We start from the raw sequence: 14,705 nt of genomic DNA on the forward strand, positions 1-14,705 counted from the left end.
GGCGATTACTGCAGATACGGCGTAGGATTTACTGGCTTGCCATTCACGCGTAATTCAAAGTGGAGTTTTACTGAATTGGTATCGGTATCACCCATCTCCGCAATCTTCTGACCCTTCTTCACTGCATCACCCTCTTTGACCGAGAGTGTGCGGTTATGAGCATAGGCTGTGAGATACGTGTTGTCATGCTTGATGATGACGAGGTTGCCGTAACCACGCAAGCTATTGCCAGCGTAGACCACCTTACCATCTGATGCTGCGGTAATGGGCTCGCCTAGCTTGCCAGCGATATCGATTCCTTTAGTCTTTTCACTGAAATCTTCGCTGACCTTGCCTTTGGCTGGCCATGACAAACGAATACCAGGCTCGGCAACGATTTCTTTAGGATTTTCTTTAGGAGTATCTACTTTTGCCGCATCGGCTTTTGGAGTGTCGCCAGCAGTTTTTGGAATGGGCTTAACAGTAATCTTGCTGTTGGCTGGTGGCTTTACCAAAATGAGATCCCCTACTTCAATCTGGTTGGGGTTCGACATATTGTTCCACTGCGCTAAATCCCGTGGAGACTGTCCGTTATCCAATGCAATCCGCGCCAAAGTATCACCACGCTTGACGCGATAGTAGCCCGGAGGAGTTGGCTCATTACTGCCACCACTGCGATCAACCACATTCGCTGGCTTCGCTCTTGGGGTAGTTGAGCAACCCACATTGATCACCAAGGAAGTCATGGCGACTAGCAATAAGAAGTATTTAGATAGGAGATTCATAGGGATTTTCATACTACCCCTGATTGTAAGGGGACAAAAAAGACCTCGTCCAGAACGGTCCTTTGATAGCGCTGGGAGCTCATCCGCTCAACCATGATCAATTGCTGCTCTTTCTCATTTTTGGCAACCGGAGCCACTAGGCGTCCACCAATAGCCAATTGATCCAATAATGCGTCTGGAATCCCCAAACCTGCAGCCGCCAGAATAATTCCATCAAATGGGGCAGCCTGCGGTAGACCCAAGATGCCATCGCCATAGATCAGGCGCAGGTTCTTAATTCGAAATGGGCGGAGTTTCTCTCTAGCCATGTCGTGTAATGGACGAATTCGTTCAATTGAATACACCTCATCCGATAGCAAGCTGAGCACTGCCGCCTGGTATCCGCAGCCAGTACCGATTTCCAATACTTTTCCCAAGGTCTGTTTGGGCTTGTGCAAAAGCTCGATCATGCGCGCCACTACCGATGGCTTGGAAATCGTTTGTGAATGTCCAATCGGTAAAGCAGTATCTTCATAAGCCTGAGGATGCATCCCTGCATCCATAAATGCATGACGGGGAACGGTAGCAATAGCTTCCAATGTTTTACCGTGCTTAACCCCAGCTGCGAGCACTTTCGCAGCTAAGGCTTGCCGATGGCCAGCATTACGCTCCGCTGCTGGTCTCAACCGCGCGTCCAGCCATTAGCGCGCATGCTAGCTAAGCGAGCATGATGTGTTAAATCCAATTGCATCGGCGTGATCGAGATGCATCCCTCATCAATTGCATGAAAGTCTGTGCCTTCAGAGCTATCTTTTGCATGCCCTGCCGCTCCAATCCAATATATGTCATCACCACGTGGGCTTTTTTGAACTACTACCGGCTGCGAATGATGGCGATTGCCCAAACGGGTTACACGCCAACGAGATAAATCAGCGTAAGGACGATTGGGGATGTTGACGTTGAGCAATGTGGCGGCACCTTCAGTGTGGCCCAACTTGGATGCCAACATCTGCGCGACGATATCGTGCGCAGCTTTAGCTGCATCCTCGATGCGATTCCAACCCTTATCAATCTGGGAAAAGGCAATGCCAGGAACTCCAAACATCACACCTTCCACTGCAGCAGCCACGGTGCCAGAGTACAAGGTGTCCTCGCCCATATTCTCGCCTTGATTAATGCCAGAGACCACGAGATCCGGTTTTTCATCCAAGAAACCTGTCATCGCAATATGGACGCAGTCAGTTGGAGTGCCGTTAATAAATAGAAAACCATCACGCTCGCCACCAGCCACACGATGAATCGATAGTGGTCGTGAAAGCGTTAAAGAATTGGAGGCGCCACTGTGATTTTGCTCAGGGGCAATGACTGTTACTCGCCCCAATGGACGAATAGCATTAACCAAGGCCAAAAGACCGGGGGCAAGGTAGCCGTCATCATTTGAAATGAGAATGTGCGGCTGTTTTGTATTTTCACTCATAGTATTTTTAATGCGATCCCATCACTTCTACTTGACTCATACTGTTTCCAGATGAGCGCTTTAAAGCCTAGATTCGCATCCCTTGGAACAGCTCAATTACGCAAAATAAGTTAACGACTTCACTTTTATTGATTATAGGGGTGCACAGGCGCAAGGAACCCCCAAAAAACACATATCTAATTGATTTTTATAGCCTAATTAGGCAGGGTCAGCCCGAAACGATTAAAACTCGGCATGAATCCTAAAAGATAGGATATTTACTGGTCCACGGGCAGAGTTATAGGCTGGGTTGATGATGTGCTGAAAGTTCAAGCCGGCCAGAACGTTCTTGATCACGGTGGCGTTGTAATAAACCTCGCCGATCCGCTCTGGTGAATAGGAAATCGTCTGACTTGGGCTAGCGTAGTCACCAATAAAGTAAGAAACGCCACCTGCCTGCAGGTAAGAACGGCGATAGCTGGATAGGCCGTTTTGCATCATCGAGATTCCAATGCTGTCATTGGGGCGCTTCCAACTTGTGCCATTCATACCCAAACCAACTGATAGTGAATTATCGGCTTCAGTAAAAGACATGGTCTCTGTATGGCCATCGGAAGTAAAGGCGCGGCCATAAATGCCAAGATCCCTTGTTAGAGCTTGCTCACCATGAATACCAATACCGGTTTTGATCTGCATATTGTTGCGGACGTTATTAATCGCTTGAGTGCCTTGGCGAGCATTTGGGTCCTGATCAATGTAATTGGTAGCGTCAGAGAACCTAGCCAACATCATTTTGTTGCGATAAGCCAAAACGCTGACCTTACCAGGCAGATCGGCAATATTGTGCTGACGCTCTACCTCGACTTGATCGCCGTAAGTATTAAAGATTTGCCAATTGAGATCACGGCCATTGGGGGATTTCGGTGCAAGCATGCGTGAGGCACGCATCACCCAGTTATCGAGATACCACTCCCCTGCCAAGCCCCAGCTGTAGCCACGTGCGTCGGCTGCATAATCATATGCCAAGTAGGTCATATTGCCCCAGTTCATGAACTGAATGCGGGGGTCTTTAGCGTATCGGCTATCGTCAAAAATATCGAGCGTAGAGAACTGGCCGCCAGTGAGCACTACGCGGTTGCTACTGACTGTTTGAGTAATTTGATTGGCTTCATTCTCAAGAACGACTTTGTCACCCTCTTGATTGATCGTTTGACGTACAAAAGCACGGGCAGAATAAAACTTGGCTTGTACGCCATTGGCTTTAGTAGCTTCACCGTTGGTAAATCCACCTAAACCTGCTAGATCGGAGAATGGAATACCAGATACAACTTCTGGATTGAAATAGACATCGGTATTCGGTGCAATTCGTGCGCCCATGAATAGCGTGCCAGACCAGGTGTAGCTCATCGACTTCTGGGAGCTCAAACTATTTTCGCCAGCGTATGAGGATGTGAAATTGTTGTAACGCTGATTAATGTAAGTGGTTTGACCGTGAAGATTTACGGGCATGCCCCACAAACTTCCCTCGGTTGGCAGATCATCAATTGGCGAGGCAAAGCTCGCAACTTGATCTGAGCCTGAGCCTGCTTTTTGAGCGAGCGCAGTCGTGCTGCAAATAGCAGCAAACAAGCTCAACAGGAGAAGATAGGATTTGTGGGTCATTCACAATTTCGCATTACTTAGCATCAATGGCCAATGAAAACTAAGGGCCAGATCTACCGGGGTAACAAACAAGACAACTCAGATAGGCACGGCGTGAGATTGAAGCTCAACTGGAGTGCAGGCCAAATTATCCCCAAAAAGAGGCAATTTACCTAGAATTTATGTCGATTTAGTGACGATTGGGCTGCTGGGCTTGAGCATTGACGATATCAAGCAACATTTGACCGGTTAATTCGGAATGGTCTTCAGCAGATTTTCCTAAGCGAACCCAATACTCAATTTGTTGAGAGGAGGATCTTCCGGCAACCTTGCCAGCATCCCTAGCTTGCATCACTAGACCCTGAGACAACCTAATCACTTTGGGCATTATTTATATATATGCTTTCGATCGCCAACACTCAAGACGAGAATACTAATTTCCTTATCCTGAATAGAAGCAATAATTCGATAATCTCCGACCCGGTACCTCCAGTAGTCTCCATACTCCTTGCCCTTTAAAGCTTCACCCAGAATTCTTGGATCAGCCTGAACGGCAAGTCTCTTTCTGCAAAACTCAAAAATTCTTTTGGCTACCTTTGGATCAAATTTTCTTAATTGTTTTTCTGCTGATGGGGAAAACTCAATCAGCCAAACCAAGATTTCGCTCCACTTGGTCCAATGGAATAGCTTTTACTTTGCCACTTTTCAACGCCTTCATACTCTTATCAGCAAGATATAAGTCTTCTAAATCTTCCAGGTAAGCCAGAATCGCTTCGCGGGCATAGAAGGTTTTGGTTCTTCCAGTTGCTTTGGCCAAATTATCAAGTCTCAATTCAATTTCCTTGGGTAATCGTATTGCCAGCATATAGCCTCCTAGTAATTGCTATACAAGTATAGCAATTATGACGAATTTGTAGGGGCTACTGCAATGGCAATTATTTAGTTAAGAGGGTTGGGTAAGAAAGATGTCAAAGTGATTGAGCATCTTTAAAAAAAGTTACGAAGAAGTATTTTATTGAAGCAGTGCTCAGCATTCAACGCTATTGGCAAAAGGGTTTTAGAGGGCTACCCTACTGTTCGACGATCCATCAGCGCCCTGGCTAAGGTTCCCGCATCGACATACTCCAGTTCACCACCCACCGGAATACCTCTAGCGATTCTGGTGACTTTGATGCCTTTGGATTTGAGTACTTCACCAATGTAGTGGGCTGTGGCCTCACCTTCACTTGTGAAATTCGTTGCCAGAACGACTTCTCTAACTGGCACTCCAGTATCGGGAGATTCAATGCGATTGAGTAATCGATCGAAATGGATTTCATTGGGACCCATGCCATCAAGTGGCGAGATGCGGCCCATCAATACAAAGTAATTACCTTTAAAGCTCAGTGTCTGCTCAACCATCACTTGGTCAGCAGGCGTTTCCACAATGCACAGTAAAGATGGATCACGACGATCATCATTACAAGTTGCACAGATTTGGGTTTCGGAGAAGGTATTGCAACGGGCACAGTGCCCTACTGTCTCTACAGCCTCACCTAATGATTGGGCAAGTACAGCCGCACCATTGCGATCATGCTGAAGCAAATAAAAAGCCATGCGTTGTGCTGACTTTGGCCCTACTCCAGGCAATACGCGCAATGCCTCGATCAACCGACCGAGAGCATCTTGTGGAGCTTCTTGACGTGCCATTAAATAAACAGTTTTTTATTAATGATTAAAAAGGCAACTTAAATCCAGGGGGCATTGGCATGCCAGCAGTAGCACCAGACATCACTTGTGAACTAGCAGCTTCTACTTGTTTGAATGCTTCTGTATAGGCAGTAACTAATAAGTCTTCAAGCATTTCGCGATCATCCATTGCGCCTGGATCGATTTGCACGCGTTTCATTTCGTGTTTGCCAGAGATAGTGACTTTAACCAAACCACCAGCTGCTTGGCCAGTGACTTCTAGCGCAGCCAATTGCTCTTGCGCTACTTTCATTTTCTCTTGCATCTGCTGGGCTTGTTTCATCAAACCAGCAAGGCCACCTTTCATCATCGCTTTATTTCCTTGTATCAAATATTGTTAAATCTGACAATTAAAGAGGCTTAACAGAACCACCGACTACTTTGGCTCCAAACTCTTTTTCTAATTGCTGAATAAATGGATCTTGAGCAATCATCTGCTCTGCGTTTTGTCTTTTCTCTTGATGAATCTGAGCATCGACTTTAGCTACTGTCTTGCCTTCAACTTCACCCTTCTCTATTAATACTTTGATCGGCTTGCCGAAGTGTGCACTTAATGCATCAGCGAGACGACCAACAGAAGCTTCTGAAGCCAGCTGAGGCATCGGCGTCACAACCGTAGCGCGCACGCCTGCTGGTGAATCTTCCCAATCTTGTAACTCTGTCTGAAACGCTAACTGCTGAACCAAACCTTTAACCGGCAACTGACGCATCAAGGCATGCCAGTCTGGACGATTGGCTGCAGATGCAGTGGCTGCTGGTGCAGGAGCTGTTGGAGCTGAAGCGGCAGGCTTAGCTGCCATAGGTGCTGGAGCAGATGCTGATCTTGCTGAAGCAGCTGTTTGATTTGCTGGTGCTGCTGGTCTTGGGGCGCTTGCTACTGGCGGCGCTGAATTCCCTACCCTGCCTGGAGTTTCATTTCCGGGACGAAAGGCCAGCATGCGCAGGAGCGTCATGGCAAAGCCAGTTTGTTCATCGGGAGCAAGCGATAAATCTGGACGACTAGTAATGCTAATTTGGTAGAAGAGTTGCGCTTCTTCTTTTGTGAGCGCACCAGCTAAGCGATGAATTTCTGCGGCTTCAGGCCAATCTTCTAAAACAGATTCTGGAACAATTTGTGCGGCAGCAATTTTTTGAATGAGACTTGATAAATCTGCAAGTGCTAATGAGAAAGACATACTGCGCTCACCCATCTCATTAGAGATAGCTAGCAATGTCGCACCATCTTTTGCAATCAAAGCATCCAGAATACGAATGAGATAAGCATCATCCAATGTGCCGAGCATGCCGCGCACAGCTTCTTCAGATACTTTGCCAGCTGCATATGCAATGGCTTGATCAGTCAGCGATAAGGCATCACGCATGGAGCCTTGTGCTGCTTTTGCCAAAACACGCAGTGCATTGGTTTCGCAATCCACTTTTTCTGCGGCGAGTACTTTTTCTAAATGCTCAACGATAAGTGGGACTGGCATTTGCTTGAGATTGAACTGCAAGCAGCGGGACAGAATGGTTACCGGAATCTTTTGTGGATCAGTAGTCGCAAGTATGAACTTCACATGTTCAGGCGGCTCTTCGAGCGTCTTGAGCATGGCATTAAAGGCATGATTGGTGAGCATGTGCACCTCGTCAATCATGTAGACCTTGTAGCGCGCATTACTTGGTGCGTAGGCTGCCTTCTCTAGTAGAGCGGCAATATCATCTACTCCGCGATTACTCGCAGCATCCATCTCGATATAGTCAACAAAGCGTCCGGCATCGATTTCTAGGCAAGCTGGGCATTTGCCGCAGGGTTCTGAGGTCATGCGACCTTGGCCATCTTCACCGGTGCAATTGAGGGCTTTGGCCATAATTCGGGCGATTGTGGTCTTTCCGACCCCGCGAGTGCCTGTAAATAGCCAAGCGTGGTGTAGTCGACCCTGGTCTAATGCATGGGTTAATGCCTTAACCACATGGTCTTGTCCTACCAATTGGGAGAAAGTTTTAGGGCGCCACGAACGGGCTAAAGCCAATGCTGTCATGTATTACATTCTAACAAGCTAAAATGGAATCGGACGGGCCTCCCCGCATGGCGGTTTGGATAACCTGGTCAGGTCGGGAACGAAGCAGCCAAACCCAATTCTGTCAGTGCCGGGGGTCGGGCTCGTCCACCCTCCCATATAGATTTTTTGCTTAAGCAGACCGCTTAACGAATAAGGCTTCCCACACTATTGGCCAACCAAACGCCAAGCCTCTACTCGCACTATTCAAAGCTCATTTTCACGCAAAGCATCGCTCTTCATTTTTTAGCATTCCTACAGAACAATCAGCCTTTCCTGATACCAGCTGACACCACTGACTTTTAAGCTTAGAGCCAGCTTCTTAACCTAAAGCGCACCATTTAAAACCACTTATGAGCAAATCAGCGATTGCAATAAGTTCACATATATGAGAACATAAATTTGGCCATTTGGACCATTCTGTACTTCAATGAACGAACAAAAGCGGAGATTCTTGCTTGGCCGGTAGGGATCCTTGCGGATTACAGGCGACTACTGGAATTAATGGGGCAATACGGGGCGGATTTAAGACTGCCCCACTCAAGAGCAATGGGCGATGGTTTATTTGAAATTCGCTGCAAGGGAAGCGAAGGAATTGGGCGGGTTTTCTACGGAATGATGATTGGCAAAAAAATCATCATCTTGCATAGCTTCATCAAGAAAACTCAAGAGACTCCGGATAAGGAAATTAAAAAAGCGCGAAAGCGATTAAAAGAGGTAAATGAACATGGTTAAGCACAAAGATATATTTTCCCCCGTCCCACATAGTCGTAAAGACGATGAAAAACTATTTTCCAATCCCTCTTTTAAAAAGGCGTGGGATGCACTCGAGGAAGAGTATGCCGCCCTCGCTGAATTATTTCAGGCTCGCAAAGAGGCTGGATTAACGCAAGAGCAAGTAGCGCAAATTATGGGGACGACTAAAAGCGCTATCTCGCGTCTCGAATCATCGATTCGGAGTGATAGTCACTCCCCTTCTTTCTCAACTCTGCGTAAGTACGCCAATGCTTGCGGCAAGAAACTGATGATCAAGATGGTGTAGATCAAGAGTCATTTTTTGAGTAGCCCAGCTCTTTGAGCTTCTTCGAGAAGGCAGCTCTACCTTCTGCCTCTGAAACAATCTTTCCATTGACAGACCAAATGCCACGTCTCAAATCAGCGGCGGCAATTTCGGGGGCATCATCAGGATCAATGCATGGTTCTGCATTGAATATCGATCTGTATAGATAAGAACACTCCATCAATAGCGCCATGGCTTGCTTAATCGCCTCGCTCAACATAGTATCGCTGACGATATCCCCCGAATAATCAATCACGTTCCGGTGTTTGCGCAACTGATCCAATGTAATCAAGGTAGATGAATCAATCCCTATGGTGTGCACCAAACTTTGAATAATGGTTTGATGGTGCCCTGGCTTACTGGTAAGTACTCTGTAGCCGTGCGCTTGCATTGCTGCACTTGAGGACTGAGTGATGGATTTGTATGCCAGATCAAAGCGCCCTTCATTGCTGAGCTCCATGACTTGTGCATCCTTCAAGCTAGCTTGAGAAGCCTCTAATAAACGTTGAATGCTAAGTTTGTCACGCTCAATTGTGTCAAGCGTTACCCCGATGAGATTTTTTAACAAGTTGTGTGTCTCCATTGATGAGCAGATCATGCTCATTGCCAATGATGTATAGCTTTGGTTTGCTTAATACATCACGGATGAAGGCTCCATTATCTTGTATGAGCTTTATCCAATCCTTACCAGTAAAGAGCTTGGGGTTAATTTCTCTTCCGAGCGTTTCCTGATATGGGTGGAGGGTTGCAACGACATCAGCAAACTCAAGGTCACCAATAATCATGATGTCGACATCACTACCTATAGTGGATTTACCCCCTGCAGTAGATCCAAATACAAATGCACATTGAATCTGCTTCTCAAGAGGTAACAGTCCCTGTAGAAGAACATCTACTAGGCCGCTGGTTTTTCTCAGAATGCTCGCCAACTCTTCGAAGATAGGGCATGAGCGATTCGCTTGGTAATGGGTTTGGTTGCCGATCTTTTTTACCGTCACTAGCCCTGCTTTTTCCAGCTTAATCATTTCGCGTTGCAAAGTTCCTGGCGTGGTTCCGGTTAGGCCTGCGATCTGACGCAAGTAATAAGCCTGCTCTGGATGCAATAGAAGTAGGCTCAATACGCGACTGCGGTATTGACCAAAGAGGATGGATGTAAGCGTAGTCATAGGCCATATATTGCCTTATTGTCGCTTTATTAGCAACATTAGTTGCTTATTTAGCAACTAATGTTTCTTCCGCAGAAGAAAGCTTTATTACAAAATCCTTAAAACCCTGAGGATGCCCCAAATCATCCAAATAATCAGCAAAACCAGGACTACTCGGGAATCCATTACCAATCTAAATAGTCTTTGCTGCTTGTGTCTACATTCAATCGCTAGGTGCATTCCCAATCCCCCGGTAGTCATAAAGATTCAGCGTAGAGGTTTAGGAAGTCAATGAACAGGGATTGGGGATGATTTGGGCGTATGAATAGGCCGAGTTCTCTCCTCTAACCAACTGAGCTATTTATTCAAAATTGCGTACTTTCCTACAATCTTTTCAGTAAAGGATGATGTAATATATGTACCATAATTGGTACGCTACTTGGATGAGACATCCCATCCTAGAAGTTAACTTTTATGGAACCGAACATGGAAATGAGCCAGTTAGAGAATGGCTTCAGTCATTAAGAGGCATTGATAAAAAACGTATTGGGGAAGATATCAAGACTGTTCAGTTTGGATGGCCATTAGGAATGCCCTTGGTAAAACATCTTAATGGGGATATTTGGGAGGTTCGAATCAATCTCAGCAAGAGCATCGCCAGAGTGATGTTTGTATTAGATGCAAGTTCAATGGTGCTGATTCATGGATTTATTAAAAAGCAGCAAAAGACTTTAAAGTCCGATTTAGGTCTGGCTAAAGATAGGGCAAAGAAATTAAGGGGGCACTCATGAAGAAAAAACACGTTGGCAGTAGCTTTGATGATTTCTTAAAAGAAGAATCAATTTTTGATCACTCTAGTGCAGTGGCAGTCAAAAGAGTCATCGCCTGGCAAATTGAACAAGAAATGATCAAGCAAAATCTTACCAAGACTGTGATGGCAAAGAAAATGCATACCAGCCGAGCAGCCCTCAACCGCTTACTTGATCAATCGGATACTAGTCTCACACTGCTGACATTAACAAGCGCTGCATCCGCACTTGGAAAAATGATTAAGTTTGAAATGAAAGCAATTTAAGTTTTATTAAGGATGGTTTAGAGAGTTATGAATAAAAGATCCCCCACCCACCCTGGCGCTATTCTGAGAGAGGATGCATTGCCCACTCTAGGAACTTCTATTGCCGAGCTATCCGAGCATCTTGGTGTAACTAGAGAAACATTAAATGCTGTTCTTACCGAAAAAATTTCTGTCACGCCAGAGTTTGCGCAAAAGCTGGGTACCTTTTTAGGCAATGGGCCTCAGCTATGGATTGAAATGCAATCCAAATATGATCTTTGGCAGAGACAAGCCAAACTCAAGGCACAATAGCCAATCAACTACCTTTAGGTTAAGAAGCCCATGCCCCAAGCTATTATTTTTGATGTAGAAGCAACTGATAAGAACGATGCCGTCATCATTGAGGCTGCCTCTTTAGACGTCACCTCTATTAATCCCCTTGCGGTCAGTAATCCTTGGGTGCAGCGTTATAACCCTGGTAAACCAATTAGCTTGGGTGCTTTAGCAACTCACCACATCATGGATGAGGAATTGGTTAATTGCCCCGCTAGCAGCTCTTTTAGATTACCTAGTGGCACTAAATACATCATTGGTCATAGCGTAGATTTTGACTGGGAAGCTATTGGTAAGCCTGAGGTCAAGCGTATTTGCACCCTTGCTCTCGCTCGTAGCCTTTGGCCTGACTTGGATAGCCATACCCAAAGCGCTCTGCTCTACTACTTTGAAAGAGCAACTGCTAGAGAGCAATTGCGTGATGCCCATAGCGCATTAGCAGATGTATGGATCTGCTCCAAGATTCTGGGACAGATCATTGATCGCTTGCACCCTGCTTCTTTAGATGCTTTGTGGGAAATGTCTGAGAAGGCTCGCATTCCGACGATCATGCCTTTTGGTAAACACAAAGGTGAACTGATTAGTCAGGTGCCATCTGACTACAAGCAATGGATGCTTCGTCAGGAAAACGTCTCTGAATACCTTCGCAAGGCCTTGCAGGCCTAAATCTTTGCTGGGTTTTTTACTGTAGCTTTAATGTTGCTTATGCGCTGAGGTAACTAGCTTTTCTGTATAGGCAATCGCTACAGCTGACAACACAAAGGTAATGTGGATTAAGGTTTGCCACATTAAGGTTTTTTCATCATAGGAAGCTGCATTGATGAAAGTCTTCAGCAAATGGATTGATGAGATACCAATGATGGCGGTTGCTAGCTTTACCTTGAGTACACCGGCATTCACATGGGATAGCCATTCTGGCTGATCTGGATGGTTTTCTAATTCCAAACGAGAAACAAAAGTTTCCCACCCGCCAACGATGACCATGACCAACAGGTTGGAGATCATCACTACGTCGATTAATCCCAGCACTACCAACATCAGGGCAGTTTCAGTCATGGACTTGTCTGCCATCATAGTAATGAGGTGAACGAGCTCTATCCAGAACTGCCAAACATAGACACCTTGGGCAACTATCAATCCCAGATAGAGTGGTGCCTGCAACCAGCGGGACATAAATATCCAGCGTGGCAGTGGACGTAGTTTTTTATCTATGTAGGTTTGCTTGTCTTCAGTCATAAATTTATTTTATCGGTATTTATGATATTTCTTATCGCTCGCAAATACCTAATCAATGCAGGGGAATACACCCTGCTGAAGCAGATTTAGGCGAATCTGAGCTCTATTTCCACGCCAAGGTCTTTAACTAGTTCCTCGTAGTAATCGCTCCACTGAGCCCAAAGGACTTCCCATTCAGATTGGGTAATTTGAATGTAAATTAGAACCTTTTTGGTGCTGCGGCATTTATCCCGCACATGAGATAAAGCCGTTCCCAAAATATCACCAACAGACCAGGTGCCCACTTGTTTCACCACAACGAGCAAGTTTGATTTGCAAACGTTATATGCATCAGAAGGGATGACATTCCAATCCCCCTGGAGATTCGGCAAATCGCCCGTAATCATAATCTTAGCAAGAGTTTGTGCAATATTTCCCGGCAATTGAATGTTTACAGGATCGCGTCCTGAACCAGCAGTATTCATTTTCTTAATTCCTCTGGCTGAGGCATTCAAACCCTTATCTAATTCACCTAAAACGGTTTCCTCAACCTTGGCCGGGGACCAAGAATCATGACCTTGGTGCGCGATCGCGATATAGACATCCTCCAACAAGTCTTGTTGGAATTGCTCATCATTGAATCGCAAGTTATATGCAGAAATATTATTGTCGTAACGTTCGATAGCGTGGCCAAGCCAACCCCCGGTATGACTAGTACTACTCTCGCGTATTGCCAACATTTTGCGCGCATGGTGAATGAGGCGACCCTTATCAAAAATTCCATTGCGCAGCCCGCCTTCGGTGATTCCAACATATAGGATTGGATACCGCGTACTGATAACCGCATAAATTAAGTGATTGAGATTGGCCATGGAAACAAAATCTGCCATGGCTTCGGGGGAGCCCGCAACATCAATGCCCGGCTTTAGTTTTAGCGGGCCGATTTTCAATCCAGAACCCACGCCATCAGGCTTAGTAGAGGCGCTCGATCCCGATGAAATAGATACATAGGCTTTACTCCAAGCAGAATCAAATGAGCCTGAGACTTTAACATCGCAAATACTGTCTAATTTATAAAAATCGCTAAATTGAAGCGTCATGGTGACCTCGGATTAATGTTTTTCTAGTTCTAATTTATATAACTTTTACTATATTACTTGAGACCCCTGCTTCTCACATTGGGCTTGAGGCACCACGTTGATTTCAATGCTCTCCATAGCATTGAGCAATTGTGACTTCGTATTGCGGATAGGCAGACTGAAGGTGGTGTTGACCTTGAAATCCCCATAGATTGAAAAATCAGCGTCTGGTGTATGGGAGGCAAAAAACTGCCCTGTTGGATAGCCGTACTTTTCAGGTCGATATACCCCAAAAGCCAGGCTCTCCCCAAAGAAAGCTCCACTGAAATAGGGGATACTTGCACAAATACTATAGATAGCTTCACCTGCGGCATTTTTAATGGTTATCTGTACAGATGGTTTGGTATTCACCATGCGCTCTTTTAATGACTCAGCTTTTTTAATATCTGTATAGGCTGCATAAGTAGTAAACCAATCGCTTTGACGTTTTAATGAAATTACCGAGGGCCAAGCTCTCGCATAACGTTGATTAGCAGCATCAGCACCATTACGGGTACGAACTAGCACCTCATGCATAGCGTCAAGATACTCCCGGCTCCACGAGATCTCTACCGGCACCAGGATTTCTGCATCACGATTAACCATGCGCCAATTAGCTTGCCCCATATTGATGACAAAAGACTTTTCGGGGAAGTCATTACCTACTGCAGCAAGCAAGCGATCTCCCTGCACTCGTTCCTCTAAGACCGACTGATATTGCGAAGAGGCTTTGGCACCGTTAATAGTGCCACCCCCTTTGCCAATGACAAACAAGCGATTGGCAATCTTGCTCTCTGCAACCCAAACATCCATCACAAGCTTAGTTTTACCGTTAAGATCCTCTTCACTAATGACTTTATATTCATCTACATACCCCGATGAATATAAAGTAATGTCACTGCGGATCACCTCCTGATTTTTGACCTGCGTCTCAGTCAATACAAGCGTACCAACCGCCTGATTTACTGCAAATCGTAAACCCTCCTGCTTCGCTTGTTCGTGGGTCTGCCCGCTAGCCTCTACACGTAAGTAATACATGCGTTGAGTGTTTTTCACTAGCCATTGACCTGCCGATACAGCCAATCCAATAGGGTTTATTGCAAATATATTCTGCGCTACGCCATTGATACCATATAGGGATACGAACACAACAACTAGAAGTTTTACGAGCTTGCTCAT

The 14,705-nt window shown here is 45.7% G+C and carries 20 protein-coding genes, 1 other RNA gene and 1 pseudogene; 7 read left to right on the top strand and 15 right to left on the bottom strand.

Features of this window, described 5'->3' with window-relative positions; translation table 11 throughout:
• Nucleotides 1-5: 5 nt before the first annotated feature.
• From ICN30_RS07780 to dnaX, 10 genes and pseudogenes are all read right to left on the bottom strand, one after another.
• On the bottom strand, nucleotides 6-776 hold the full coding sequence (locus ICN30_RS07780; protein WP_216274571.1) for a peptidoglycan DD-metalloendopeptidase family protein: 771 nt from the start codon (nucleotides 774-776) through the stop codon (nucleotides 6-8).
• Nucleotides 773-1,396 (bottom strand): annotated as a pseudogene (locus ICN30_RS07785) (protein-L-isoaspartate(D-aspartate) O-methyltransferase); the annotation flags it as partial. The pseudogene ICN30_RS07785 and the gene ICN30_RS07780, both read right to left, overlap by 4 nt.
• Nucleotides 1,397-1,425: 29 nt before the next feature.
• The gene (gene surE, locus ICN30_RS07790) at nucleotides 1,426-2,220 is read right to left on the bottom strand and encodes a 5'/3'-nucleotidase SurE (protein ID WP_216274572.1); all 795 of its coding nucleotides are present in this window, start codon (nucleotides 2,218-2,220) and stop codon (nucleotides 1,426-1,428) included.
• A 222-nt stretch (nucleotides 2,221-2,442) separates the two neighbouring features.
• Complete coding sequence (locus tag ICN30_RS07795; RefSeq protein WP_216274575.1) at nucleotides 2,443-3,861, bottom strand: carbohydrate porin; 1,419 nt, start codon at nucleotides 3,859-3,861, stop codon at nucleotides 2,443-2,445.
• Nucleotides 3,862-4,030: 169 nt separating this feature from the next.
• Nucleotides 4,031-4,228: a ParD-like family protein gene (locus ICN30_RS07800; protein ID WP_216274577.1), complete on the bottom strand. Its 198-nt coding sequence runs from the start codon at nucleotides 4,226-4,228 to the stop codon at nucleotides 4,031-4,033.
• Nucleotides 4,228-4,497 carry a type II toxin-antitoxin system RelE/ParE family toxin gene (locus ICN30_RS07805; protein WP_216274580.1) on the bottom strand — a complete coding sequence of 90 codons (270 nt, stop codon included), beginning with the start codon at nucleotides 4,495-4,497 and terminating at the stop codon, nucleotides 4,228-4,230. Before ICN30_RS07805 ends, ICN30_RS07800 begins: the two co-directional genes overlap by 1 nt.
• Nucleotides 4,481-4,705 carry a DUF6290 family protein gene (locus ICN30_RS07810; RefSeq protein ID WP_216274582.1) on the bottom strand — a complete coding sequence of 75 codons (225 nt, stop codon included), beginning with the start codon at nucleotides 4,703-4,705 and terminating at the stop codon, nucleotides 4,481-4,483. The genes ICN30_RS07805 and ICN30_RS07810 overlap by 17 nt, the downstream gene beginning before the upstream one ends.
• 200 nt (nucleotides 4,706-4,905) lie before the next feature.
• Entirely contained in the window at nucleotides 4,906-5,529 is a 624-nt protein-coding gene (gene recR / locus ICN30_RS07815) for a recombination mediator RecR (protein ID WP_216133499.1), read from the bottom strand.
• A 25-nt stretch (nucleotides 5,530-5,554) separates the two neighbouring features.
• The gene (locus tag ICN30_RS07820; RefSeq protein WP_046330302.1) at nucleotides 5,555-5,878 is read right to left on the bottom strand and encodes a YbaB/EbfC family nucleoid-associated protein; all 324 of its coding nucleotides are present in this window, start codon (nucleotides 5,876-5,878) and stop codon (nucleotides 5,555-5,557) included.
• A gap of 40 nt (nucleotides 5,879-5,918) precedes the next feature.
• Nucleotides 5,919-7,583 carry a DNA polymerase III subunit gamma/tau gene (dnaX, locus tag ICN30_RS07825; RefSeq protein ID WP_216274584.1) on the bottom strand — a complete coding sequence of 555 codons (1,665 nt, stop codon included), beginning with the start codon at nucleotides 7,581-7,583 and terminating at the stop codon, nucleotides 5,919-5,921.
• Nucleotides 7,584-7,615: 32 nt separating this feature from the next.
• Here dnaX and ffs point away from each other — a divergent pair.
• The 3 genes from ffs to ICN30_RS07840 all read left to right on the top strand — a co-directional run bounded on the left by ffs (nucleotide 7,616) and on the right by ICN30_RS07840 (nucleotide 8,643).
• An RNA gene (gene ffs, locus ICN30_RS07830) (signal recognition particle sRNA small type) lies at nucleotides 7,616-7,713 on the top strand.
• Nucleotides 7,714-8,003: 290 nt separating this feature from the next.
• Entirely contained in the window at nucleotides 8,004-8,336 is a 333-nt protein-coding gene (locus ICN30_RS07835) for a type II toxin-antitoxin system RelE/ParE family toxin (protein ID WP_216863412.1), read from the top strand.
• A complete protein-coding gene (locus ICN30_RS07840; protein WP_370626614.1) occupies nucleotides 8,329-8,643 on the top strand; it encodes a helix-turn-helix domain-containing protein in 315 nt (104 codons plus the stop codon). The genes ICN30_RS07835 and ICN30_RS07840 overlap by 8 nt, the downstream gene beginning before the upstream one ends.
• Before the next feature lies 1 nt (nucleotide 8,644).
• On the opposite strand, the gene ICN30_RS07845 is transcribed toward ICN30_RS07840, so the two are convergent.
• The gene (locus ICN30_RS07845) at nucleotides 8,645-9,229 is read right to left on the bottom strand and encodes a hypothetical protein (RefSeq protein WP_216274588.1); all 585 of its coding nucleotides are present in this window, start codon (nucleotides 9,227-9,229) and stop codon (nucleotides 8,645-8,647) included.
• Entirely contained in the window at nucleotides 9,198-9,827 is a 630-nt protein-coding gene (locus tag ICN30_RS07850; protein WP_216274589.1) for a nucleotidyltransferase domain-containing protein, read from the bottom strand. Before ICN30_RS07850 ends, ICN30_RS07845 begins: the two co-directional genes overlap by 32 nt.
• 395 nt (nucleotides 9,828-10,222) lie before the next feature.
• Here ICN30_RS07850 and ICN30_RS07855 point away from each other — a divergent pair, with 395 nt between their 5' ends.
• From ICN30_RS07855 to ICN30_RS07870, 4 genes are read left to right on the top strand one after another with little or no spacing between them, the layout of a single operon-like run.
• Entirely contained in the window at nucleotides 10,223-10,597 is a 375-nt protein-coding gene (locus ICN30_RS07855; RefSeq protein WP_255533169.1) for a type II toxin-antitoxin system RelE/ParE family toxin, read from the top strand.
• Nucleotides 10,594-10,881, top strand: a complete 288-nt coding sequence (locus ICN30_RS07860) for an XRE family transcriptional regulator (RefSeq protein WP_216274591.1) — start codon at nucleotides 10,594-10,596, stop codon at nucleotides 10,879-10,881. The genes ICN30_RS07855 and ICN30_RS07860 overlap by 4 nt, the downstream gene beginning before the upstream one ends.
• Before the next feature lie 27 nt (nucleotides 10,882-10,908).
• The gene (locus ICN30_RS07865) at nucleotides 10,909-11,172 is read left to right on the top strand and encodes a HigA family addiction module antitoxin (protein ID WP_216274594.1); all 264 of its coding nucleotides are present in this window, start codon (nucleotides 10,909-10,911) and stop codon (nucleotides 11,170-11,172) included.
• Between the two features lie 30 nt (nucleotides 11,173-11,202).
• On the top strand, nucleotides 11,203-11,859 hold the full coding sequence (locus ICN30_RS07870) for a putative quorum-sensing-regulated virulence factor (RefSeq protein ID WP_216274596.1): 657 nt from the start codon (nucleotides 11,203-11,205) through the stop codon (nucleotides 11,857-11,859).
• 27 nt (nucleotides 11,860-11,886) lie between these two features.
• Here ICN30_RS07870 and ICN30_RS07875 read toward each other — a convergent pair whose 3' ends face one another.
• The 3 genes from ICN30_RS07875 to ICN30_RS07885 all read right to left on the bottom strand — a co-directional run bounded on the left by ICN30_RS07875 (nucleotide 11,887) and on the right by ICN30_RS07885 (nucleotide 14,705).
• Nucleotides 11,887-12,429 (bottom strand): TIGR00645 family protein, encoded by a 543-nt coding sequence (locus ICN30_RS07875; protein ID WP_216274598.1) that lies wholly within the window; start codon nucleotides 12,427-12,429, stop codon nucleotides 11,887-11,889.
• A gap of 86 nt (nucleotides 12,430-12,515) precedes the next feature.
• A complete protein-coding gene (locus ICN30_RS07880) occupies nucleotides 12,516-13,508 on the bottom strand; it encodes a hypothetical protein (protein WP_216274600.1) in 993 nt (330 codons plus the stop codon).
• Between the two features lie 48 nt (nucleotides 13,509-13,556).
• Nucleotides 13,557-14,705, bottom strand: a complete 1,149-nt coding sequence (locus ICN30_RS07885) for a hypothetical protein (protein ID WP_216274602.1) — start codon at nucleotides 14,703-14,705, stop codon at nucleotides 13,557-13,559.

The sequence above is a fragment of the Polynucleobacter sp. 31A-FELB genome (assembly GCF_018882405.1).
GTDB lineage: Bacteria > Pseudomonadota > Gammaproteobacteria > Burkholderiales > Burkholderiaceae > Polynucleobacter.